The 22415-nt window shown below is 67.0% G+C and carries 26 protein-coding genes; 23 read left to right on the plus strand and 3 right to left on the minus strand.

The genetic code is table 11. The features are described 5' to 3' along the window. Window positions 1-29: 29 nt before the first annotated feature. A complete protein-coding gene (locus P5F91_RS13595; protein ID WP_145609434.1) occupies window positions 30-419 on the plus strand; it encodes a VOC family protein in 390 nt (129 codons plus the stop codon). Between the two features lie 49 nt (window positions 420-468). Here the strand turns inward: P5F91_RS13595 and hemB are convergent, their stop codons facing one another. Continuing rightward, the gene (gene hemB / locus P5F91_RS13600; RefSeq protein ID WP_145615666.1) at window positions 469-1491 is read right to left on the minus strand and encodes a porphobilinogen synthase; all 1023 of its coding nucleotides are present in this window, start codon (window positions 1489-1491) and stop codon (window positions 469-471) included. Window positions 1492-1783: 292 nt separating this feature from the next. Here hemB and P5F91_RS13605 point away from each other — a divergent pair, with 292 nt between their 5' ends. From P5F91_RS13605 to P5F91_RS13615, 3 genes are all read left to right on the plus strand, one after another. Continuing rightward, on the plus strand, window positions 1784-2902 hold the full coding sequence (locus P5F91_RS13605; protein ID WP_145609432.1) for an enoyl-CoA hydratase/isomerase family protein: 1119 nt from the start codon (window positions 1784-1786) through the stop codon (window positions 2900-2902). 277 nt (window positions 2903-3179) lie between these two features. Then, entirely contained in the window at window positions 3180-3653 is a 474-nt protein-coding gene (locus P5F91_RS13610) for a MarR family winged helix-turn-helix transcriptional regulator (protein WP_145609431.1), read from the plus strand. A gap of 31 nt (window positions 3654-3684) precedes the next feature. After that, a complete protein-coding gene (locus P5F91_RS13615) occupies window positions 3685-3894 on the plus strand; it encodes a DUF6898 family protein (protein ID WP_246134259.1) in 210 nt (69 codons plus the stop codon). A gap of 116 nt (window positions 3895-4010) precedes the next feature. Here P5F91_RS13615 and P5F91_RS13620 read toward each other — a convergent pair whose 3' ends face one another. After that, entirely contained in the window at window positions 4011-4454 is a 444-nt protein-coding gene (locus tag P5F91_RS13620; RefSeq protein ID WP_145609430.1) for a Ros/MucR family transcriptional regulator, read from the minus strand. A 574-nt stretch (window positions 4455-5028) separates the two neighbouring features. Here P5F91_RS13620 and rpiB point away from each other — a divergent pair. The 12 genes from rpiB to P5F91_RS13680 all read left to right on the plus strand — a co-directional run bounded on the left by rpiB (window position 5029) and on the right by P5F91_RS13680 (window position 16144). Next, window positions 5029-5463, plus strand: coding sequence for a ribose 5-phosphate isomerase B (gene rpiB, locus P5F91_RS13625; RefSeq protein WP_145609429.1), 435 nt, complete (start codon window positions 5029-5031; stop codon window positions 5461-5463). A gap of 71 nt (window positions 5464-5534) precedes the next feature. Then, entirely contained in the window at window positions 5535-6815 is a 1281-nt protein-coding gene (gene glyA, locus P5F91_RS13630) for a serine hydroxymethyltransferase (protein WP_145609428.1), read from the plus strand. A gap of 45 nt (window positions 6816-6860) precedes the next feature. Next, a complete protein-coding gene (gene nrdR / locus P5F91_RS13635) occupies window positions 6861-7322 on the plus strand; it encodes a transcriptional regulator NrdR (RefSeq protein ID WP_145609427.1) in 462 nt (153 codons plus the stop codon). Between the two features lie 77 nt (window positions 7323-7399). Then, window positions 7400-8518 (plus strand): bifunctional diaminohydroxyphosphoribosylaminopyrimidine deaminase/5-amino-6-(5-phosphoribosylamino)uracil reductase RibD, encoded by a 1119-nt coding sequence (gene ribD / locus P5F91_RS13640; RefSeq protein WP_277907406.1) that lies wholly within the window; start codon window positions 7400-7402, stop codon window positions 8516-8518. A 77-nt stretch (window positions 8519-8595) separates the two neighbouring features. Then, entirely contained in the window at window positions 8596-9195 is a 600-nt protein-coding gene (locus P5F91_RS13645) for a riboflavin synthase (protein ID WP_145609426.1), read from the plus strand. After that, window positions 9192-10328, plus strand: a complete 1137-nt coding sequence (gene ribB, locus P5F91_RS13650; RefSeq protein WP_277907407.1) for a 3,4-dihydroxy-2-butanone-4-phosphate synthase — start codon at window positions 9192-9194, stop codon at window positions 10326-10328. The genes P5F91_RS13645 and ribB overlap by 4 nt, the downstream gene beginning before the upstream one ends. A 29-nt stretch (window positions 10329-10357) precedes the next feature. Continuing rightward, window positions 10358-10822 (plus strand): 6,7-dimethyl-8-ribityllumazine synthase, encoded by a 465-nt coding sequence (ribH, locus tag P5F91_RS13655; RefSeq protein WP_145609424.1) that lies wholly within the window; start codon window positions 10358-10360, stop codon window positions 10820-10822. Between the two features lie 259 nt (window positions 10823-11081). Further along, window positions 11082-11639: a transcription antitermination factor NusB gene (gene nusB / locus P5F91_RS13660; RefSeq protein ID WP_246134257.1), complete on the plus strand. Its 558-nt coding sequence runs from the start codon at window positions 11082-11084 to the stop codon at window positions 11637-11639. A gap of 34 nt (window positions 11640-11673) precedes the next feature. Continuing rightward, a complete protein-coding gene (gene thiL, locus P5F91_RS13665) occupies window positions 11674-12753 on the plus strand; it encodes a thiamine-phosphate kinase (RefSeq protein WP_277907409.1) in 1080 nt (359 codons plus the stop codon). Window positions 12754-12941: 188 nt separating this feature from the next. Further along, window positions 12942-13394, plus strand: a complete 453-nt coding sequence (locus P5F91_RS13670) for a flagellar basal body-associated FliL family protein (RefSeq protein ID WP_088871458.1) — start codon at window positions 12942-12944, stop codon at window positions 13392-13394. 2 nt (window positions 13395-13396) lie between these two features. Next, window positions 13397-13885 carry a GNAT family N-acetyltransferase gene (locus P5F91_RS13675; protein ID WP_145609421.1) on the plus strand — a complete coding sequence of 163 codons (489 nt, stop codon included), beginning with the start codon at window positions 13397-13399 and terminating at the stop codon, window positions 13883-13885. Between the two features lie 135 nt (window positions 13886-14020). Then, on the plus strand, window positions 14021-16144 hold the full coding sequence (locus P5F91_RS13680) for a sodium-translocating pyrophosphatase (RefSeq protein ID WP_145609420.1): 2124 nt from the start codon (window positions 14021-14023) through the stop codon (window positions 16142-16144). A gap of 90 nt (window positions 16145-16234) precedes the next feature. Here the strand turns inward: P5F91_RS13680 and P5F91_RS13685 are convergent, their stop codons facing one another. Further along, window positions 16235-16720: an outer membrane protein assembly factor BamE gene (locus P5F91_RS13685; RefSeq protein WP_145609419.1), complete on the minus strand. Its 486-nt coding sequence runs from the start codon at window positions 16718-16720 to the stop codon at window positions 16235-16237. Window positions 16721-16967: 247 nt separating this feature from the next. Here P5F91_RS13685 and P5F91_RS13690 point away from each other — a divergent pair, with 247 nt between their 5' ends. The 7 genes from P5F91_RS13690 to P5F91_RS13720 all read left to right on the plus strand — a co-directional run bounded on the left by P5F91_RS13690 (window position 16968) and on the right by P5F91_RS13720 (window position 22206). After that, window positions 16968-17528 (plus strand): ubiquinol-cytochrome C chaperone family protein, encoded by a 561-nt coding sequence (locus P5F91_RS13690; RefSeq protein ID WP_277907410.1) that lies wholly within the window; start codon window positions 16968-16970, stop codon window positions 17526-17528. Window positions 17529-17591: 63 nt separating this feature from the next. Beyond that, window positions 17592-18242, plus strand: a complete 651-nt coding sequence (locus tag P5F91_RS13695) for a YceD family protein (protein WP_145609417.1) — start codon at window positions 17592-17594, stop codon at window positions 18240-18242. A 238-nt stretch (window positions 18243-18480) separates the two neighbouring features. Further along, window positions 18481-18672, plus strand: coding sequence for a 50S ribosomal protein L32 (rpmF, locus tag P5F91_RS13700; protein WP_081486680.1), 192 nt, complete (start codon window positions 18481-18483; stop codon window positions 18670-18672). 36 nt (window positions 18673-18708) lie between these two features. Beyond that, window positions 18709-19782, plus strand: coding sequence for a phosphate acyltransferase PlsX (gene plsX / locus P5F91_RS13705; RefSeq protein ID WP_145609416.1), 1074 nt, complete (start codon window positions 18709-18711; stop codon window positions 19780-19782). Window positions 19783-19811: 29 nt separating this feature from the next. Next, window positions 19812-20786 carry a beta-ketoacyl-ACP synthase III gene (locus tag P5F91_RS13710; protein WP_277907411.1) on the plus strand — a complete coding sequence of 325 codons (975 nt, stop codon included), beginning with the start codon at window positions 19812-19814 and terminating at the stop codon, window positions 20784-20786. A gap of 292 nt (window positions 20787-21078) precedes the next feature. Beyond that, window positions 21079-21390: an integration host factor subunit alpha gene (locus P5F91_RS13715; RefSeq protein WP_145609414.1), complete on the plus strand. Its 312-nt coding sequence runs from the start codon at window positions 21079-21081 to the stop codon at window positions 21388-21390. Window positions 21391-21438: 48 nt separating this feature from the next. After that, window positions 21439-22206 (plus strand): MerR family transcriptional regulator, encoded by a 768-nt coding sequence (locus tag P5F91_RS13720; RefSeq protein ID WP_246134256.1) that lies wholly within the window; start codon window positions 21439-21441, stop codon window positions 22204-22206. Window positions 22207-22415 lie beyond the last annotated feature (209 nt).

Genomic DNA, 22415 nt, shown 5'->3' on the forward strand with positions numbered 1-22415 from the left:
GATAATAAACATATGGGAGGGTCATTCCTGTGCTGGATCACATCGGCTTCTCGGTCGCCGACTTCGCGACGTCCACCGCCTTTTACGACCACGCCCTGGCCCCATTGGGCATCACCCGCCTCATGAACATCACCGCGGAGATGACCGGCGCCGGTGCCCACGCCGGCTACGGCAGCGACGGCAAACCCTATTTCTGGATCGGTACGGGGCGGCGTCTGCAAGGCGGCGCCCTGCACGTCTGCTTCGCCGCGGCGGACCGCAAGACGGTCGACGCCTTCCACGCCGCGGCCCTCGCCGCGGGTGGGCGGGACAACGGCGCACCTGGCCTGCGCCCGCACTATCACCCCAACTATTATGGGGCCTTCGTGCTGGATCCCGACGGGCACAATATCGAGGCCGTCTGCCACGATCCCGAATGACGAAAGGGCGGCGCGGACCGGATGCGCGTCCGGTCCGCGCCTTGCCCGGTCAGTGGCCGGCCCGCAGCAGGCGGGCGGCGTCGATGGCGCCATAGGTCAGGATGGCGTCGGCCCCGGCGCGCCGGAAGGCCAGCAGTGTCTCCAGCAGCGACTTCTCATAATCCATCCAGCCGTTCCGGGCGGCCGCCTTCATCATCGCGAACTCGCCACTGACCTGATAGGCGAAGGTGGGCACGCCGAACTCCGCCTTCACCCGGTGGACGATGTCCAGGTAGGGCAGGCCCGGCTTCACCATGACCATATCGGCACCTTCCTCCAGGTCCAGCTGCACCTCGCGCAGGGCCTCGTTGGTGTTGGCGGAATCCATCTGGTAGGTGCGCTTGTCGCCCTTCAGCAGGCCACCGGTCTTCACCGCGTCGCGGAAGGGGCCGTAGAAGGCGGAGGCGTACTTGGCGGCATAGGCGCATATGCGGGTCAGCTCATGCCCGCTCTCGTCCAGCGCATCGCGGATGGCGCCGACGCGCCCGTCCATCATGTCGGACGGGGCGATGATGTCGCAGCCCGCCGCCGCCTGCACCAGCGACTGCTGCACCAGCACGGCCACCGTCTCGTCGTTCAGGATGCGGCCGTCGGTGACGATGCCGTCGTGGCCGTGGCTGGTGTAAGGGTCCAGCGCCACGTCGCCCAGGGTGCCGATGTCCGGCACCTCGCGCTTGATGGCGCGCAGGGCCCGGCACATCAGGTTGTCGGGGTTGGTCGCCTCGCTGCCCATGGGATCCTTCTGGTCCGCCGACAGGCAGGGGAACAGGGCCACGCAGGGAATGCCCAGGTCGCGCGCCTCGGCCACGGCCGGCACCAGCAGGTCGATGCTGAGCCGCTCCACCCCCGGCATGGAGGCCACGGGCTCCCGCTGGTTCTCACCATCCACCACGAAGACCGGCCAGATCAGGTCATCGACCGACAGCCGGGTTTCCGCCACCAGCCGGCGCGTCCAGGCATCGACGCGGTTGCGGCGCGGACGCTGGCGGGGATCGCCGCCGAAACGGCGGGGCAGGGAGGCATGATCAACCATGAAAGGTCTCCAAGTCCTTGAGACGTTTGGGAATGACGTTGGGTAAGGAACCGGTGACGGAATGCTACGCCTGGGTTCCCCGCCCCTCAAGGGCGCGGACGAGGGCGGGCCGCCCGCCCAGGTCAACGCTGCCCTGCCCGGGGGCGGGGCAGGGGGTGGCGATGGCCGCTGGGCTGGTATTGCCCGGTGCCGCTCCCTATGATCTCCGGCAACGGGCGGGGTTCCTGCCGCCGCCCCACAGATAAATTCCGCGGCCCTCGAGGGGGCGTGGCGAACTTCAGGGGATGAGGGAATGAACGAGACCGTGGACCTGGGGGCGGCGGAACAGCCCCACGTCATCTGCACCGTGCGCGGCGCCATCGGCCATGTGCTGCTGAACCGACCCAAGGCGCTGAATGCGCTGACCTTGGACATGATCCGCATCATCGATCCGCAGCTGGCCGCCTGGGCCCGGGACCCAGCCATCAAGGCGGTGGTGATCCAGGGAGCGGGGGATCGCGCCTTTTGCGCCGGCGGCGACGTGCGCGCCGTGTGGGACAGCGGCAAGGCCCTGCAACGCGGGGAAGGCGATGGCGCCATCGCCCGCGACTTCTTCCGCGAGGAATACCGGCTGAACCGCCGCATCAAGCGCTACCCGAAGCCCTACATTGCGTTGCTGGACGGCATCACCATGGGCGGCGGCGTAGGCCTGTCGGTGCACGGCAGCCACCGGGTGACGACGGAGAAGACCCTGCTGGCCATGCCGGAGACGGGCATCGGCCTTTTCCCCGACGTGGGCGGCGGCTACTTCCTGTCCCGCCTGCCGGGGGAGCTGGGCACCTACCTGGCGCTGACCGGCGCCCGCCTGGGCGCCGCCGATGCCGCCTATGCCGGAATCGCCACACACCACGTCCCCTCCGCCCAGCTGGGTGCGCTGGTGGACGAGTTGGCCGCCGCCAGCTATGGCGCGCATGCGCACGCCACCGTCGATACCCTGCTGGCCCGCCACGCCACCTTCCCGGGCGAGGCGCCGCTGGCCGCCCACACGCCCTCGATCGACCGCAGCTTCAACGCCGAGACGGTGGAAGAGATCCTGGCCTGCCTGGGCGATGAAACGCAGGGCTTCGACGACGCCTGGGCGTCGGCCACGGTGAAGACCCTGTCGCAGATGTCGCCCACCAGCCTGAAGGTGACCTTGAGCCAGCTGCGCCGGGGCGTGTCGCTGGAGATCGAGGATGTGCTGGTCATGGAATACCGCATGACCCAGGCGGTGATGGCCGGCCATGACTTTTATGAAGGCATCCGGGCCCAGTTGGTGGACAAGGACCGGCAGCCGAAATGGCGGCCGACGACCCTGGCCGAAGTATCCGAGTCTGAGGTGGAACGGCATTTCCAGCCGGTGCCCTCGGGGGATCTCACCTTCACCGATTGACGTACGCCGGAGCGGTAGGCCGGGCGGACTCGGCCCGGCTTATCCCTCCGGAAGATATACGCCGGACAAACGGATGGCCGACCTACCCTTTAGGGGTAGGAAGGGGTCGACTTGACCGCCAGATTCTGAGCATTTCTTACATTATCGGGTCGATTACCCGGGGGCGATGCGTTAAAGTCTTGTCCGTCCAATGGAATCTACGTATCCCAAATGGTTCATGCCGGTTTACTTGCCGGCGAACACTCTATGTCGTCGGTTCAGTGTGAAGGAGAGGGCTTTGAAGCAACCTTACTACGACAGCATCCTGTTGATCGAAAGGCTGCATCGGCACTTTCTGGAAGTGCTGAAGGTCGAACTGGACCGGCAAGGTGTGCAGGACATCAACAACGTCCAGAGCTTGATCCTCTACAACATCGGTGAGGATGAGCTGACGGTGGGGGAACTGACCGCGCGGGGCTACTACCTGGGGTCGAATGTCTCCTACAACGTCAAGAAGATGCATGAGAACGGCTATCTGACGCAGGAGCGGTCGGCCCATGACCGCCGGTCGGTGCGCGTCCGCCTCTCGGACAAGGGCATCGCGCTGCGCGACAAGATCAACACCCTGTTCGAGCGGCAGGTGGGTGCCCTCGGTGAAGCGGGCCTGTCGACGGATGAGCTGAACAAGGCCAACGAATTGATGCGCAAGCTGGAGCGATTCTGGACTTCCGCCCTGGACTACACCAACTATCCTGCAAGTTCCGCCGCCTAAGCGCCGGCGTTTATTCAAAGCAGGGTGCCGGATGATGGCCGGGAACGACGAAGTCTATGTCGAATACCATCGGATCGGTCAGATCGTGAAAGCGACCGCCATCGACGCCAATACAGGCGTCGAGGTGTCGATTCAGGGGCCGGCCAATCTGCCACAGGAACATTTGCGCCGCGTGGTGGTGGCCAAGCTGCGATACGTCCTGGCGAAAAGGCGCAACAAGCCGCGCGGCATACTGGTCTGAACCACCGGCCACGTTTTATCTGGGGCCTAAAATGAAAAACCGCCGCTCCTCATCGGGCGGCGGTTTTCATTTGGCTTGGGCCCGGCCCCGGAAGGGCTGGGCCGTCATCCGGTGACTCAGGACGCGCGGCGGCGCGGCTGGTCGGCCGGGGCCTTGCCCAGGCCAATCTTCTTCGCGAACTCCGACCGCTGGGCGGCGTAGTTCGGGGCGACCATGGGATAGTCGGCCGGCAGGCCCCACTTGGCGCGGTATTCGTCGGGGGTCATGTTATAGGTCGAGCGCAGATGCCGCTTCAGCATCTTCAGCTTCTTACCATCTTCCAAGCAGACGATGTATTCGGGGGTGACCGACTTGCGCACGGGCACGGCGGGACGCTGCGGCTCCGGCTGAGCTTCGACCTGCGGCATGTCGAGGCCGGCCAGAGAGCTGTAAACCGTGCTGATGATCTCGGGAATCTGCTGGGCCGGCAGGGCATTTTTGCCAACATAGGCAGAGACGATTTCCGACGTCATCTGGAGAAGTTGAGACGCGCGCAGGTCGCCGTCCTGTTGTTCAATCATTTCAACTGCCTTGACACATTGGACCGAAGTGTGTGTACACCTCGCACAGTCATAATGTTATGTCAATGTTAATTCGGCTTGTCCTATCGACGTAGGGCTGGTCTTCATGCCCTTCGTCAAGTGTTTAGCCGTGTTGACTTGGGCGGGGATAGTTGGGCCAGATCCCATTGATTGTGACGTCCATCACATGTGGACAATTTTAGACGGATTGCGGGCTTCACCGTTGAGTAGCTGCATTTCGGGGCTATTGCGGACGCGGGTGGTTCTACTCGACGTTGTCGGGCGGCCGCCACAACCACCAGCGCGTACGGGGCCAGCACCTGCGGACCGGCGCCCCCACCGTATTCGCCGACGCGCCGGGTTTAGATCGGCGTGCCGGGCATATCCTGGCTGCGCCGCCAGCGGATCCGGGAACTGGTGCGAACGGGGCGCATCTGGTAGTGTCCACACGGTTTTTAGCCCCCACTTCTTGTGGCGCCGCACTATTCGCGGTGTGCGGGGACTGGGGCGGCGCCGGGGGCGGGCCATAGGGGCGCGCGCCCGGTTCGCGTGTTCACGAAATGGGTTGGGCCTCATGACCGCCAAGACGTTCGCCATCGCTTCCGATCACGCCGGCACCGAGCTGAAGGCCGCGCTGAAGACGCTGCTGGAAGAGCAGGGCGTGAGCGTCCTGGACCTGGGCACCGATGGCCCCGCCAGCGTTGACTATCCCAATTTCGCCGACGCCGTGGCCGCCGCCCTGGCCGACGGCCGGGCCGAGGCCGGCGTGCTGATCTGCGGCACCGGCATCGGCATCAGCATCGCCGCCAACCGGCACCGCCATGTCCGCGCGGCCCTGTGCCACGACATCACCACCGCCCGCCTCTGCCGCCAGCACAACGACGCCAACGTCCTGGTGCTGGGCGCCCGCATCGTCGGGCTGGAGGTGGCGCGCGATTGCACCTTGGCTTTCCTGTCCACGCCGTATGAAGGGGGACGTCACGCCCGGCGCGTTGCCATGCTGGGCTGAGGCGCTTCCGGGACCGGCGCCCCGGCGCGGGTCCAGACGACATGGGATCCGCATCATAGAGGGTTGTCAGAATGGCTTTTACTCAAAGCGCCGGTTTCTTCAGCGACACGCTCGCGGCGGCCGATCCCGAATTGGCCCGCGTCATTGGTGACGAGCTGCGCCGCCAGCAGGACCAGATCGAGCTGATCGCGTCGGAGAACATCGTTTCCCGCGCCGTGCTGGAGGCCCAGGGCTCCGTCCTGACCAACAAATACGCCGAAGGCTACCCGTCCAAGCGCTACTACGGCGGTTGCGAGTATGTCGACGTGGCCGAGCAGCTGGCCATCGACCGCGCCAAGGCCCTGTTCAACTGCGCCTACGCCAACGTGCAGCCGCATTCCGGCGCCCAGGCCAACCAGGCGGTGTTCATGGCCCTGCTGAAGCCGGGCGACACCTTCATGGGCATGGATCTGACCCACGGCGGCCATCTGACCCACGGCTCCGCCGCCAACCAGTCCGGCAAGTGGTTCAACGTCGTCAGCTATGGCGTGCGGCCGGAAGACCACCGCATCGATTACGAGGCGATGGAGGCCAAGGCCCGCGAGCACAAGCCCAAGCTGATCATCGCCGGCGCGTCGGCCTACCCGCGCGAGATCGACTTTGCCCGCTTCCGCGCCATCGCGGATGAGATCGGCGCCTACCTGATGGTGGACATGGCCCACTATGCGGGCCTGGTCGCGGCCGGCGTCTATCCCAGCCCGCTGCCGCACGCCCACATTGTCACCACCACCACGCACAAGACGCTGCGCGGCCCGCGTGGCGGTATGATCCTGTCCAATGACCTGGACCTGGGCAAGAAGATCAACTCGGCGGTGTTCCCCGGCCTGCAGGGCGGCCCGCTGATGCACGTCATTTCCGCCAAGGCCGTGGCCTTCGGGGAGGCGCTGAAGCCCGAGTTCAAGGAATACGCCGCTCAGGTGAAGGCCAACGCCCAGGTGCTGGCCGACGTGCTGATCAAGGGCGGCCTGGACATCGTGTCCGGCGGCACCGACAGCCACATCGTGCTGGTCGACCTGCGTCCCAAGAAGCTGACGGGCCGCGACGCCGAGGTCAGCCTGGAACACGCCGGCATGACCTGCAACAAGAACGGCGTGCCCTTCGACCCGGAAAAGCCGATGGTCACCTCCGGCGTCCGCCTGGGCACCCCGGCCGCCACCACGCGTGGCTTCGGCACCGAGGAGTTCCGCCAGGTCGGCGAGATGATCATCGAGGTGCTGGACGCGCTGGCCAAGTCCAACGGCGACAACTCGGCCGCCGAGGCGCGGGTGCGGGAAAAGGTTCAGGCGCTCTGCCGCCGTTTCCCGATTTACTGAAACAAGGCTGGTTGAACGGCCTTACACGGAGGGGGACCAGGAGTAATGCGCTGCCCGTTTTGTGGTAACGACGACACCCAGGTGAAGGATTCTCGGCCCACCGAGGATAACTCCGCCATCCGCCGCCGCCGCTTCTGCCCCTCCTGCGGCGCGCGGTTCACGACGTTCGAGCGCGTGCAGTTGCGCGAGTTGACCGTGGTGAAGGCGACCGGGCAGCGCGAACCCTTCGACCGAGAGAAGGTCTTGCGGTCGATGCGGGTCGCCTTGCGCAAGCGGCCGGTGGATGCCGACCGCATCGACCGGGTGGTGAACTCCATCGTTCGCCAGCTGGAATCGTCCGGTGAGACGGAAATCCCGTCCAAGCAGATCGGCAGCATGGTGATGGATACGCTGGCCCAGTTGGACCAGATCGCCTACATCCGCTATGCCTCGGTCTATAAGGACTTCCGCGAAGTGGCGGATTTCAACGAGTTTGTCGGCCATCTTAAGACCGAACCCGAGGTCTGACGGCTTCAAAGTTATTATAGGCGGGGCTTGAACGGGTCCCGCCTAACGGCCCATCCTATGACCTGAGGAGAGGCCGCATGACCCATATCCAATTCACTGCCGATGATGTCGCGCACATGCGCGCGGCCCTGTCGCTCGCCTCGCGCGGCTTGGGGCGCTGCTGGCCCAACCCGGCGGTGGGCTGCGTCATCGTCAGGGACGGCCGCGTCGTGGGCCGCAGCTGGACCCAGCCCGGTGGCCGCCCCCATGCCGAAACCGTGGCGCTGGCTCAGGCCGGCAACGCGGCGGAGGGGGCCACCGCCTATGTCACGCTGGAACCCTGCAGCCATGTCGGCAAGACGCCGCCCTGTGCCGACGCGCTGGTGGCGGCCGGCGTCACGCGCGTAATCGTCGCCATCGGCGATCCGGACCCCCGCGTCTCCGGCCGGGGCATCGCCCGCCTGCGCGACGCCGGCATCACCGTGGACGTCGGCCTGCTGGAGGATGAGGCGCGGCTGGTGACCGAGGGCTTCCTGCGCCGCGTCACCGAGGGCCGGCCTATGGTGACCCTGAAGCTGGCCACCACGCTGGACGGCCGCATCGCCACCAAGGCGCATGAAAGCCAGTGGATCACGGGGCCCGTCGCCCGCTCCTGGGGGCATGGCCTGCGCAGCACCCACGACGCCATCATGGTGGGCATCGGCACGGCCCTGGCCGATGATCCGGAACTGACCTGCCGTCTGCCCGGGCTGGAGGACCGATCCCCCATCCGCATCGTGGTGGATAGCCGCCTGCGCCTGCCGCTGACCAGCCGCCTGGTGAGCGACGCCCGCCGCGTGCCGGTGTGGGTGGCGACCCTGGCCGGCGGTGATGCCACCCGTCGCCGCGCCTATCAGGACTGCGGGGTGGACGTCATCGAGATTCCGGCCGACGCCGACGGCGTCATGCCGCTGGCCGACGTGCTGGCGGCCCTGGGCGCCCGGGGCCTGACCCGGGTGCTGGTGGAGGGCGGGGCGCAGCTGGCCGCCTCCCTCTTCAAGGACGACCTGGTGGACCGCCTGGAATGGTATCGCGCCGCCAAGGTCATCGGCGGCGACGGCCTGCCGGCGGCTCATGGCTTCGGGCTGGAGCGGCTGAACGCGGCCCCGCGCTTCACGCTGGTGGACGTGCGTCCCGCCGGCGATGACAAGGCCGAGAGCTATCGCCGCACCGGGTGACCGGTTTGCGGTTTTGCGCAAGAAACGCCGCCATTTTCCACTCGCCAGCCGGGGCGCCCGGGCCTAGTTTGTCGCCCATGTTTACCGGACTCATCACGGATGTCGGGCAGGTCACCGCTGTTGAACGGCGTGGCGATACCCGTTTCACCATCGCCACCGGGTTCAACCTGGAGGCGGTCGCCATCGGCGCTTCCATCGCCTGCAACGGCGTGTGCCTGACCGTCGTGGAGAAAGGCCAGGGTCAGGAAGGCGGCTGGTTCAAGGTGGACGTGTCCGCCGAGACCCATTCCAAGACCACCACCGGCGGCTGGCAGGCTGGCACGCCCGTGAACCTGGAGCGGTCCTTGCGCCTGGGCGATGAGCTGGGCGGCCACCTGGTCTACGGCCATGTCGACGGCGTGATCGACATCGTGGACGTGCAGCCGGACGGTGACAGCCAGCGCTGGTGGTTCGACGCGCCGCCGCACCTGGCGCGCTTCATCGCCGCCAAGGGTTCCGTTGCGCTGGACGGCGTGTCGCTGACCGTGAATTCGGTCGAGGGCACGCGCTTCGGCATCAACATCATCCCCCACACCCAGGAAAAGACCACCTTCCAGCACCTGAAGGCTGGCGGCGTGATCAACCTGGAAGTCGATATGCTGGCGCGCTACGTCGCCCGTCTCGCGGAAACGAAATGATGAGCAACACGCCGGTCTCCGTGGCCCTGTCCACCCCTGAGGAGCTGATAGATGAGGCCCGCGCCGGCCGTATGTTCATCCTGGTGGATGACGAGGATCGCGAGAACGAGGGCGACCTGGTGATCCCGGCGGAGTGCTGCGACGCGGCCGCCGTGAACTTCATGGCCCGCCACGGCCGCGGCCTGATCTGCCTGTCCATGGACACGGCCCAGATCAACCGGCTGAACCTGCAGCTGATGTCGCGGGACAACGCCTCGCGCCATCAGACGGCCTTCACCGTGTCGATCGAGGCGCGGGAAGGGGTCACCACCGGCATTTCCGCTCCCGACCGCGCCCGCACCATCGCCGTCGCCATCGACCCCAACAGCGGACCGCAGGACATCGCCAGCCCTGGCCACATCTTCCCGCTGGTGGCGCGCGACGGCGGCGTGCTGGTCCGCGCCGGCCACACGGAAGCGGCGGTGGACTTCGCCCGCCTGGCGGGCAAGCTGCCGGCCGGCGTGATCTGCGAGATCATGAAGGACGACGGCACCATGGCCCGTCTGCCGGACCTGCTGCCCTTCGCCGCCGAGCACGGCCTGAAAATCGGCACCATCGCCGACCTGATCGCCTATCGCCGCCGTACCGAAACGCTGGTGGAGCGCACCTACACCACCGCCATCGAAAGCCGCCATGGCGGCCACTTCACCGTGCACGTCTACAAGAACCGCATCACCGGGGCGGAGCATCTGGCCCTGGTCATGGGCGACGTGGACGACGGCCGGCCGGTGCTGGCCCGCATGCACGCGCTGGAGGTGGTGCACGACCTGCTGGGTGACGTGCGGCGCCAGGGCGCCGGCGACCTGGACATCGCCATGTCCACCGTGGCGCGTGAGGGGCGGGGCGTCATCGTCGTCATCCGCGACGCGCAGCCCTTCTCCCTCCTGGACCGGCTGCGGGCGCTGGACGGCGCCGGCACGCCCGACGGCGGCCAGTTGCGCGACTATGGCGTGGGCGCGCAGATCCTGCTGGACCTGGGGGTCAAGGAACTGCATCTGCTGACCAACAATCCCAAGACCCTGGTGGGGGTCGAGGGCTACGGCCTGACCATCCTCAGCCAGCGCGCCATCCCGCCGCGCCCCCCGGTCGCCTAAACCCAGATCGCCTGAAGGAGAGCCGGTCCTTGGCCGAAGCCCCCCACATCATGATCGTCGAGGCCCGGTTCTACGAGGACATCGGCGAGGAACTGGTGCGCGGGGCCGTGGCCGAGATCACCCGGGCCGGCGCGACGTACGAGCATTTCCAGGTGCCGGGAACGTTCGAGCTGCCGGCGGCCCTGCAGTACGCCGTGAAGTCCATGGACTTCTATTCCGGCCGCCGCCGGTTCGACGGCTATGTGGCGCTGGGCTGCCTCATCCGGGGCGAGACCACGCACTACGACACCGTGGCCGCCGAATGCGCCCGGGGCCTGAACGAGCTGGTGCTGCGCCACACCCTGGCGCTGGGCTACGGCGTGCTGATGGTGGAAAACCGGGAACAGGCCTGGGCCCGCGCATCGGTTGCGCAGAAGAACCGGGGCGGGGAGGCGGCCCGCGCTTGCCTCGACATGATCGAGCTGAAGCGGCAGTTTAGATTGAACACGCGCTAATGCGCGATGCCCTCAGGCGCCGGGCGGCCGCATCCGCGGCCTTGGCTATCCTCGCTGTGCCCTGCGGTGCTCGCTGCGGCGGACGCGGTCGCATCCTACAACGGCATGGATGCCGTTGGTTTTAATTGTGGGTTTCGGCCGCTTTACGGGCAGGCCGGCTATGCCGGATGATTTTTCGGTTGGCCGGCGGGCCCGGCTGCCGCATCTTTCCCTACTTTCCGATTCCCCTTCCTTCCTGGCGAAAAGCGTTCCCGACATCATGGCTCCCCGCAAAAAGGTCACCACCCCCACGCCCACGCCGGAAGTGAAGCTTCCCACGCCCAAGCGGGCCGGTTCCGCCAAGGCACGGCGCAGCGCCGCCCGCCTGAACGCCGTGCAGGCGCTGTACCAGATCGAGCTGACGGAAAGCTCGCCCGAGATGATCATCACCGAGTACGCCAATTTCCGCCTGGGCCAGGAACTGGACGGCGACCGCTACGTCTCGGCGGATGGGGAACTGTTCGCCGCCATCGTGCGCGGCGCCACCTCGCGCCAGCATGAGATCGACCCGGTGCTCAGCCAGGCGCTGGACCGCCAGCACCTGGACCGGCTGGAGCTGCTGCTGCGCGCCATCCTGCGCGCCGGCGCGTGGGAGTTGCTGGCCGGCGGCGACACCGCCGCCCGCATCGTCATCAACGATTACATCGACGTGGCCCACGGCTTCTTCGCCGGCCGGGAACCCGGCATGATCAACGGCGTTCTGGACAAGGTCGCCCGCATCGTCCGCCCGGATGAGCTGGCGTCCCGCGCCAGCGGCACTGAGGGCGCCCAGGGCTGACGCCCGCCCCGACCGTGAGAGGTTGACCCAGCGGATGGTGGACACGGGTACCGATCCCTGCGCTCCGGCGCTCGCCGCCGTCGCCAAGCCGGACAAGGGCGCCGACCAGCCGCTGGGGGAATTCGACCGCATCGCCCGCTATTTCCGTCCGCTGGCCCAGGGCTTTCCCGGGGCGCAAGGGCTGCGCGACGATGCCGCCTATGTCACCGTGCCGCCGGGCAAGGAACTGGTGGTCACCACCGACGCCATGGTGGCCGGCGTCCATTTCTTCCCCGAAGACGCGCCCGGCCTGGTGGCCGGCAAGCTGCTGCGGACCAACCTGTCCGACCTGGCGGCCAAGGGGGCCGAACCCCTGGCCTACAGCCTGGTCACGAGCCTGCCGCAGACCCTGCCCGAGGATTGGCTGGCTGGATTCGCCGGCGGCCTGGCCGCCGACCAGGCGGAATTCGGCATCCACCTGCTGGGCGGGGACAGCACCGTCACCGATGGGCCCATCACCCTGGTCATCAGTGCCCTGGGCCTGATCGACGCTGGCACCGCCGTCCGCCGCGTCGGCGCCGGGCCGGGCGACCTGGTCTTCGTCACCGGCACCATCGGCGACGCCACGCTGGGCCTGGCCCTGGTCCGCCAGCGCAAGGGGCCCGTGCCCGAGGATGACCGCCAGTTCCTGCTGGACCGTTTCTACCGCCCCCGGCCGCGCCTGGGCGTGGGCCCGGTGCTGCGCGCCGGCGCCACGGCGTCGGCCGACGTGTCGGACGGCCTGCTGGCCGACCTGGGGCACATCGTCCGCGAAAGCGGCCTGGTGGCGGTGGTGGAGGCCGGGCGCATTCCTCTGTCGCCGCCCGCCCGCCGCATGCTGGCCGGGCATGCGTGCACCATCGCCGACCTGGCCACGGGCGGCGAGGATTACGAGGTGGTGTTCACCGTCCCGCCGGCCAAGCGCGCCGCCGTCATGGCGGCAGCGGCCAAGGCCAAGCTGACCATCACCGAGATCGGCAGCCTGCGCCCCCTGGCGGCCGGCGGCGGCTTCACCGACGGCACCGGCCCCGCCCGGCTGGTGGACGCCATGGGCCGGGACATCACCCCCCGCGCCGCCGGCTGGCAGCACTTCTGATCCTGGTCTATTGTGCCAGATGAGAGCGCCCTTTCGGGGAGCCTTGGTCTTGGCTGAGCACGGTTTTTTAACGCCCTGGCGTCAGGATGGCGCCCGAGGGCGGCACTCCGCCAATAGCGTTCCTTTCCCTGAATGTTTGGTCCGCTCGATTCTTGTTCCCCTGATTCTTGTCCCCTGGATTCTTGTCGATGAAGAAAATCCTTTTCCTGGTGGTGGCGCTGCTGGCCCTGATCGGTGCCGGCGTGGGCGGTTACATCTTCCTGGTCCACAAGGACGGTCAGCCCAAGGTGGAGGAGGAGAAGAAGAAGCCCGTGGGCCCGCCGCAGTTCGTGGACATCGGCCCCTTCGTCCTGCCCGTCATGGGCGACAAGCAGATCGAGCAAAACCTGCTGCTGCAGGTGCAGATCCAGGTTGCCAGCGACGAGGCCAAGGATAAGGTCAAGGAACGGCGCTACATCCTGCAGAACGCCTACATCGAGACGCTGTACGGCAAGCTGGGCCAGCAGCAGATCAAGGCCGGGCAGGTCATCGACGTGGTGGCGGTGCGCCGCTGGCTGATCGAGGCCACACCCAAGGTGATGGGCGAGGGCGTGGTCGATGACGTGCTGATCCAGGCCGTCAACCAGCACCCGGCCTACTGACGATGGCGGACGTGGTCATCCGCCCCTACCGCCCTGGTGACGAGTCGGGCATCGCCGACCTCATCGTCCCCATCCAGCGGGAAGAGTTCGATATTCCCATCACCTATGCGGAACAACCGGATCTGCGCGATATTCCAGGCTTTTACCAGCAGGGCGCCGGGGAATTCTGGGTGGCGGTGGAGGGGAGCCGCATCGTCGGCACCATCGCGCTGAAGGACATCGGCGATGGCGCGGCCGCCTTGCGCAAGATGTTCGTGGCGGCCAGTCACCGGGGCGCGCCACACCGGCTGGCCGCCCGGCTGCTGGCGGTTTTGCTGGCACATGCCAGGGATCGGACGCTCCGATCCGTGTATTTGGGCACAACGGCTAAGTTCCTGGCGGCCCATCGATTTTATGAAAAAAGCGGTTTTTCGCAGATTACCCCCGATGAGTTACCCCCATCCTTTCCCCGCATGGCGGTCGACACCCGGTTTTACTTTCTGACCCTTTAGACGCCACCTTGCGGGGCGATTGCTTAAGCCCTGTTTCCATGTCACTTTTTTCAGGCTGAAACGGCGACCGACACCCAGCGTTCAGAATTGGGGCGGCGCCGGCTCTGGGAAACCAGTCTGGGAAAAGGAAACGACATGACAGGAGTGCTTCCCTTCGTGTGGGGGTGCGGCGCCTTGGCCGTGCTCTATGGTCTTTTCACCGCCAGGTCCGTGCTCTCCGCCAGCCCGGGCAATCCCCGCATGCTGGAAATCGCGGCGGCCATTCAAGAGGGGGCGGGGGCGTACCTCAACCGCCAGTACCGCACCATCGCCGTGGTCGGCGTCGTCATCGCCATCCTGCTGTACGTCACCCTGAAATGGTACGTGGCCCTGGGCTTCGTCGTGGGCGCCGTGCTGTCGGCGGCGGCGGGCTACATCGGCATGAACGTCTCCGTCCGCGCCAACGTGCGTACGGCGGAAGCATCGCGCCACGGTTTGGCGGCGGGCCTGTCCATCGCCTTCCGCTCCGGCGCCGTCACCGGCATGCTGGTGGCGGGCTTGGCGCTCCTGGGCGTCTCCGGCTATTTCGGACTGCTTTCCCAACTGGAGATCACGGGGCGGCCGCTGGTCGATGCCCTGGTGGCGCTGGGCTTCGGCGCCTCCCTCATCTCCATCTTCGCGCGCCTGGGCGGCGGCATCTTCACCAAGGGGGCGGACGTGGGCGCCGACCTGGTGGGCAAGGTCGAGGCGGGCATCCCCGAGGATGACCCCCGCAACCCCGCCGTCATCGCCGACAACGTGGGCGACAACGTGGGCGACTGCGCCGGCATGGCGGCCGACCTGTTCGAGACCTATGCCGTAACCACGGTGGCGACCATGGTGCTGGCCTCCATCTTCTTCGCCGGAACCGACCTGCTGGCGCCCCTGATGCTGTACCCGCTGGCCATCGGCGGCGTCTGCATCATCACCTCCATCATCGGCACCTACTTCGTGCGGCTGGGCGCCAGCGGCAACATCATGGGGGCGCTGTACAAGGGCCTGATCGCCACCGGCGTCCTGTCCCTGGCCGGCATCTGGGCCGTCACCTACTGGGTGCTGCCCGACCATCTGCAGACGGCCTTCTCCGTCAACGGTAAGGAGTTCACCGGCCAGACGCTGTACTGCTGCGCCGTGGTGGGCTTGATTGTCACGGCGCTGATCGTCTGGATCACCGAATACTACACCGGCACCAACTACCGCCCGGTGAAGTCGGTGGCGCAAAGCTCCACCACCGGCCACGGCACCAACGTCATCCAGGGCCTGGCCATTTCCATGGAGTCGACGGCCCTGCCGGCCGTCGTCATCTGCGCTGCCATCCTGGTGACCTTCCTGATGGCCGGCCTGCTGGGCATCGCCATCGCCGTCACCAGCATGCTGGCGCTGGCCGGCATGATTGTGGCGCTCGACGCTTATGGCCCCGTCACCGACAACGGCGGCGGCATCGCGGAGATGGCGGACCTGCCCGGCGACGTGCGGGTGACCACTGACGCGCTGGACGCCGTGGGCAACACCACCAAGGCGGTGACAAAGGGCTACGCCATCGGCTCGGCCGGCCTGGGCGCCCTGGTGCTGTTCGCCGCCTATAACGAAGACCTGCACTACTTCATGGCCAATCCGACCGACTATCCCTACTTCGCCGACTTGTCGGGCAAGCTGGACTTCGGACTGGACAACCCCTTCGTCGTCGTGGGCCTGATCCTGGGCGGGCTGCTGCCCTTCCTGTTCGGCGCCATGGGCATGACGGCGGTGGGCCGCGCCGCCGGTTCGGTGGTGGAGGAGGTGCGTCGCCAGTTCCGCGAGAACACCGGCATCATGGCCGGCACGTCCAAGCCGGATTACGGCCAGGCGGTGGACCTGCTGACCCGCGCCGCCATCAAGGAGATGATCATCCCCTCGCTGCTGCCGGTGCTGGCGCCGGTGGTGCTGTACTTCATCATCAACGCCATCGCCGGCAAGGGGGCGGCATTCTCGGCGGTGGGCGCCATGCTGCTGGGCGTCATCGTCACCGGGCTGTTCGTCGCCATCTCCATGACCTCGGGCGGCGGCGCCTGGGATAACGCCAAGAAGTACATCGAGGAGGGCCACCATGGCGGCAAGGGCTCGGACGCGCACAAGGCAGCCGTGACCGGCGACACCGTGGGCGACCCTTACAAGGACACGGCCGGGCCGGCCGTGAACCCCATGATCAAGATCACCAACATCGTGGCGCTGTTGCTGCTGGCCATCCTGGCCCACGGCTGACGCGCGCCATTCGAGTCCCAAGCAAAAACCCCGGGGCGAAGGCTCCGGGGTTTTCCTTATTCCGTGAAGGACTGAGCAAGGGGCGGGGCCTTAGCTGCCGCCGCCCTTCTTCTTCTTGTCGTCCTTCTTCTTCTGGCGGTTGAGATTGCCCATCAACTGCTCCAGGAAGGTGACCTCGTGGCCGGCCGTCGGGGTCTCGCGATCCTCGGGGCTGATGTCCTGCTGCTGGGCCAGGTCCACGTCGCCGATGGCGCTGACCACGCCCTGGTCGTTGAAGCTGACCTGCAGCACCCGCTGCTGCACGATGTCGGGATCGAAGAAGGCTTCGTTCTCGGTGATGGCGCCGATGTAGTACCAGACGTTGGCGTCCAGCGTGCTGGTGGTGCTGGGCGACCCTAGCGCCTTCTGCACATCTTCCTTGGTGCTGGTCCCCGGATGGACGTCGGCCAGGCGGCGGTCTTCCACCAGATTGCCGCGGTTGTTCACCGTGGGGGTGCAGGCCGTCAGCCCGATCCCGAGCAGGCCCACGCCAATCAGGCCGGCGGGAGACAGCAACTTAAGGGTCTTGTTCGGCATGGTCTAAGACGTTAATCCCAAGAACGTTGATCGCGGGTCGGCCCCGTTCCACGATTGAGGCACCGCCCGTCCGTCGCGGGGGGTGCGATAATCCGGAGATTGAGGACCAACCGGCCCGGGTTCCGGGCCATCCCCGTCCGGCGCGGCGTCCTTCGTCGCGCTTGACCGGTGGACGACCACCCCCCATCTGGCCGGTGACAATCGCACCAGCCGCTTTGTCCTGTCAACGAAAGCCGGGTTACGCGCCGTGATCGCCTTGCTGAAGTCCCTGTTCAGCCGTAACCGCCACCAGGCGGCCGTGTTGCGTCTCTATGCCGGCATCGTCGACCAGGCGCGCCAGCCTGGATTCTATGCTGCGGTGGCAGGCGAGGGGCGCGGCGTGCCCGACACGGTGGAGGGCCGGTTCGAGGTGGTGGCCCTGCACGCCTGGCTGGTGATGCGCCGGCTGGCGGCCGAGGGGCCGGATCTGGCGGCCCTTAACCAGGCCCTGTTCGACCATATGTTCACCGACCTGGACTTCAGCCTGCGGGAGCTGGGCGCCAGCGAGATGGTGGTGGGCAAGAAGGTCAGGGATTTGGGCACGCACTTCTACGGCCGGGCCGACGCCTACGAATCGGGCTTGAAAGGCGGGGCGGGGGATCTCGAAGCGGCGCTGGACCGCAACCTCTTCGGCTCCACCCTGCCGGACGGACCGGAGGTGGCGGCCGTGGCCAGCTATGTCCGAACCTGCGCCGACCGGCTAGGCGCCCTGCCGGCGGCCCACCTGCTGGCGCGCGGGCCCGCCTTCGCCCCTGCGCCCCTATTTTGATTTCTTAGGTCCGGTTTTGACTTCTTAGCCAGTTTGACTTCCTAAAGTGTGGAGTTGCGCGTCATGGCCGACATGGCCCCTGAATTTTCCCGACCCGTCATCGCTGATAAGGTGTCCGCCCGCGAGAGCGTGGAGAAGATCACCGCCACCCCGGCGGAGCGCGCCGCCTTGGCCAGGCGCCTGGATCTCGTGTCACTGGACAGCCTGACGGCCCTGGTGCGCCTGCGCCGCATCCGGGGGGGCCAGATGGTGCGGGTCACCGGCGAGCTGGAGGCCGAGGTGGTGCAGAGCTGCGTGGTGACGCTGGAGCCGCTGCCGGCCCAGGTGCGCGACACCTTCCAGGCCCTGTTCGCCCCGGCCCACCTAGTGCCCAAGGACGAGGATGAGCTGGACAACCTGGGCCTGGACGACGAGGCCGACCCGCCCGAGCCCATCGAGAACGGCCGCATCGACATCGGCGAGCTGGTGGCCCAGCATTTGTCGCTGGCCCTCGACCCCTATCCCCGCAAGGCGGATGCCGAGCGCTTCGTTCATGTGGAGGATTGGGAGGGTGAGGGCGAATTCCCCGACGCGCCCAACGAGCCGCCGCCGGACATGGACGGTGGCCAGGACGCTGAGTCGCCTGCCAGTGGCACGCCGCCCGCCCAGGACGCCGACGGCGGGGAGAAGCCGAATCCCTTTGCCGCCCTTGCGAAGCTGGTGCCTAAGACTTAATTTGGTCTTTGGCGCTTGCCCTTGCCGGGGATTTCGAGTACTTAAGGCGCCCTGTTTGATCCGGTCCAGGGTTGGGCCGGGTTCGTTGTCGTTTGACCCCATATCGTTTTCCGCAAGCCCGTCCCCAGCAAATTGGGGGTGGGAAAAGGATGACGGTTTCGCTAAAGCATGGGGCCTGACGATGGTTAGCAAGACGGCACATGAGTGGTCGTCTTAATCGAGTAGAGAGTAGACGATCATGGCCGTTCCTAAGAAAAAGACCTCCCAGTCTCGCCGCAACATGCGCCGTTCGCACCACGCCATCAGCGCCGGTGCGCACCACGAGTGCAGCAACTGCGGTGAACTGACCCGCCCGCACCACGTCTGTGGCTCCTGCGGCCACTACGACGGCCGTGAGGTCGTCGTCGATACTGCTACCGCTGCCGCCTGATCCGGTTCGCCCGGTGCTTGAGGAGGTCGCCGTCCGGTGAGCACACGCCTGCGAATCGCCCTGGATGCGATGGGCGGCGATCATGCCCCGGACATGGTGGTGGACGGCGCGGACATCGCGCGCGAACGCTGCCCCAATGTCGACTTCCTGTTCGTCGGTGACGAGCAGCGCATCAGCGCGCTGCTCGACTCCCGGCCGGCACTGAAGGCGATCTCCCAGGTTCGCCATACAGCTGACGTTGTGGCCATGGACGCGAAACCGTCCGTGGCCCTTCGTTCTGGGCGCGGCTCCAGCATGCGCCTGGCGATCGACGCCGTGGCGTCGGGGGAGGCGGCCAGTGTCGTCTCCGCCGGCAACACCGGCGCGCTGATGGCCATGGCCAAGTTCGTGCTGAAGACCCTGCCGGGCATCGACCGGCCGGCCATCGCATCCATGCTGCCCACCATGCGGGGCGACTGTGTGATGCTGGATCTGGGCGCCAACCTGGAATGCGACGCTGACAACTTGGTGCAGTTCGCGGTGCTGGGCACCGTGTTCGCCCAGACGGTGCTGGGCCTGCTGGAACCCACCATCGGCCTGCTTAATGTGGGATCGGAGGAGCAGAAGGGCCATGAGGCCATTCGCACCGCCGCTTCCGCCCTGCGCGCCACGCCGCTGGCCCGCAACTTCCACGGCTTCGTGGAAGGCACCGACATCGCCGCCGGCACGGTGGACGTGGTCGTGACCGATGGGTTCACCGGCAACGTCGCCCTGAAGACGGCCGAGGGCACCGGCAAGCTGTTCGGCGAGTTCCTGCGCCGCACCTTCCAATCCTCCCTGCTGGCCAAGCTGGGCTATCTGCTGGCCCGCACCGCCTTCAACAAGCTGCGCCAGCGCATGGATCCCCGCCGCTACAACGGCGCGATGTTCCTGGGTCTGCAGGGCGTATGCGTGAAAAGCCACGGCGGCACCGACGGGCTGGGCTTCGCCAACGCCATCTGCGTGGCGGTGGATCTGGTCCAGCACGGCTTCAACGAGAAAATCCGCAAGGAGCTGGCCCTGCTGCAGGAAAGCCTGCAGGCGGCGTCCGCCGCCGCTTCCGGTTCCGACCCCCAGGCCGTCGCCCAGTGACGGCCCATCCCCTGATGGCTGGTTGAACGATGGTAATGCGCTCCGTGATCGTGGGCTGCGGCTCTTACCTGCCCGCCCGCGTCGTGACCAACGACGACTTGGCCAAGATGGTCGACACCTCGGATGAGTGGATCACCCAGCGCACCGGCATCCGCAGCCGCCACATCGCCGCCGAAGGCGAGATGACATCCGACCTGGCGCTGGCCGCCGCCAAGGCCGCCCTGGCCCACGGCAACGTCGCGGTGGATGAGCTGGACCTGATCATCCTGGCCACCGCCACCCCCGACCAGACCTTCCCCGCCACCGCCGCCAAGGTGCAGGCCGCCCTGGGCATGACCCGGGGCGCCGCCTTCGACGTGCAGGCCGTCTGCTCCGGCTTCATCTACGCCCTGTCGGTGGCCGACAACTTCATCAAGGCCGGCCAGGCGCGCACGGTGCTGGTGATCGGCGCCGAGACCTTCTCCCGCATCCTGGACTGGACCGATCGCGCCACCTGCGTGCTGTTCGGCGACGGCGCCGGCGCCGTGGTGCTGCGCGCCGAGGAAGGCGAGGGCACGGCCGCCGATCGCGGCATCCTGTCCACCCACCTGCATTCCGACGGCCGCCATCACGACCTGCTGTATGTCGACGGCGGCCCGTCCTCCACCCAGACCGTGGGCCATGTGCGCATGGCGGGGCAGGAGGTGTTCAAGCACGCCGTGGTCAACCTGGCCGAGGTGGTGGGCGAGGCGCTGGAGGCCAACGGCCTGACGCCCGCCGACCTGAACTGGCTGGTGCCCCACCAGGCCAACCGCCGCATCATCGAGAACACCGGCCGCAAGCTGAAGATGGATCCCGCGCAGGTGGTGATGACTGTGGACCACCACGGCAACACCTCCGCGGCCTCCATCCCCCTGGCGTTGTGCGAGGCCGTGGCCGATGGTCGCATCCAGCGGGGCGAGCTTGTCCTGCTGGAGGCCATGGGCGGCGGTTTCACCTGGGGTGCCGCGCTGGTTCGCTTCTAGGCCGGGCCTGTCAGCGGCGGCTCACGCCGGCCGGCAAATCCGGTTACCCAAATCCGCTTACCGACGTATTCAAGGGGCGTCCCGCTGGGGCGCCCCTTTGCCATTGCGCCGACGGCCGTCCCGCTTTCGCGGCGCACCATTCTTGGGTGCTCTGCAGCAGCCGTTTCGCCCTGACGGATGGTCTAGCCGAATCTGACAAAACTTTGGCAAACCTTTGGAATTGACGGCTTTCCCGGCTGGCATTACCGTTCCCGCAGTTGGCGAAGGGGCCACTGGTTGAGGGAGGGCACCCATGGGAGATCACACCGTCACGCGCGCTCAGCTGAGCGAGGCCGTCTACCAAGAGGTAGGGCTGTCGCGGAATGAGTCCGCCGATCTGGTGGAAAGCGTGCTGGATGAGATCGCCTCCGCCTTGGGGCGGGGGGAAATGGTCAAGATTTCCTCCTTCGGGAGCTTCTCCGTGCGGTCCAAGGGCGAGCGCATCGGCCGAAACCCCAAGACGGGTGAAGAGGTGCCGATCCTGCCCCGCCGCGTCCTGGTGTTCCGCGCCAGCCATGTGCTGAAGAACCGCATCAACGAAGTCCTGTCGGCCAACGGGCACTAAGCCATGTCCGGCATGCCCGCGCCTGAGCCCCGGATACCGGCTGAAGACATGTCGGCTGATGATGTCGAGACCGGGGACGATCTCGTCGCACCCGACATGACGGACGCGGGCGACGGGGCGGGGGCGGATGCCGGCGCTGAAGCCGACATGGCGGATGACGCGGGGCCGGATGACGCGGCAAACGAGACGCCGGTGGCTGATCGCGGCCGCGCCGGGGCCAAGTCGCCCACCGCTTTCCGCACCATCAGCGAGGTGTCGGCGGAGTTGGATGTGCCGCAGCATGTGCTGCGCTTCTGGGAAACCAAGTTCCCCCACATCCGTCCGCTGAAACGCGGCGGCGGCCGGCGCTACTATCGCCCGGACGATGTGGAACTGCTGCGCCGCATCCAGGTGCTGCTCTACAAGGAAGGGTACACCATCAAGGGCGTGCAGCGTCTGCTGCGCACCGGCGGTGGTCGCACGTTGCCCGCCAATGGCCCCATCAGCGAATCCGCCGTCGGCGCTGAAGATGCAGCCGAGGCTGCGGATGAGAGCTGGGTCGAACCGGCACCGCCATCCCCGCCCCCCGCGCCCCGCCCGCAGCCGGAGGAGAAGCTGCGCATCATCGGTCTGTTCGACCACGATCCCGAGGCGGATCCCGAATGGTCGCGCACGCCGCCTTCGACGCCGGAGCCTGCGGCCCCGCGCGCCCATGAGCCGCGCCGGGTCTCCACGGAAAAGGTGGAGAAGGGCCTGTCTGCCCCCAAGCGTGAGGCGCTGGGCCAGGTGCTGGCGGACCTGGAAGAGATTCGCGACCTGCTGCGTCGCGTGCTGTAAGCGCTCCGCCCACTTCTACAAGTAACTCCCGTATCGGTCCCGTCTTGGCGATGTCGCCCACGCGGTGTTCCTGCGCGTCGTCCGTCGCTTTGCGCAAGCGGGATGACGAACAGCATCGTCAAGCCGGCCCGGGAAAGGTGATCCGGCCAGCCCCCCAAACCCGTTTTGGTGGTCCAATGGTTTTGGATCGTGCCAAAGCGAGTCGCTAA

Origin of the sequence: Nitrospirillum amazonense (genome assembly GCF_029594735.1) — a bacterium.
Classification (GTDB): Bacteria; Pseudomonadota; Alphaproteobacteria; order Azospirillales; family Azospirillaceae; genus Nitrospirillum; species Nitrospirillum amazonense.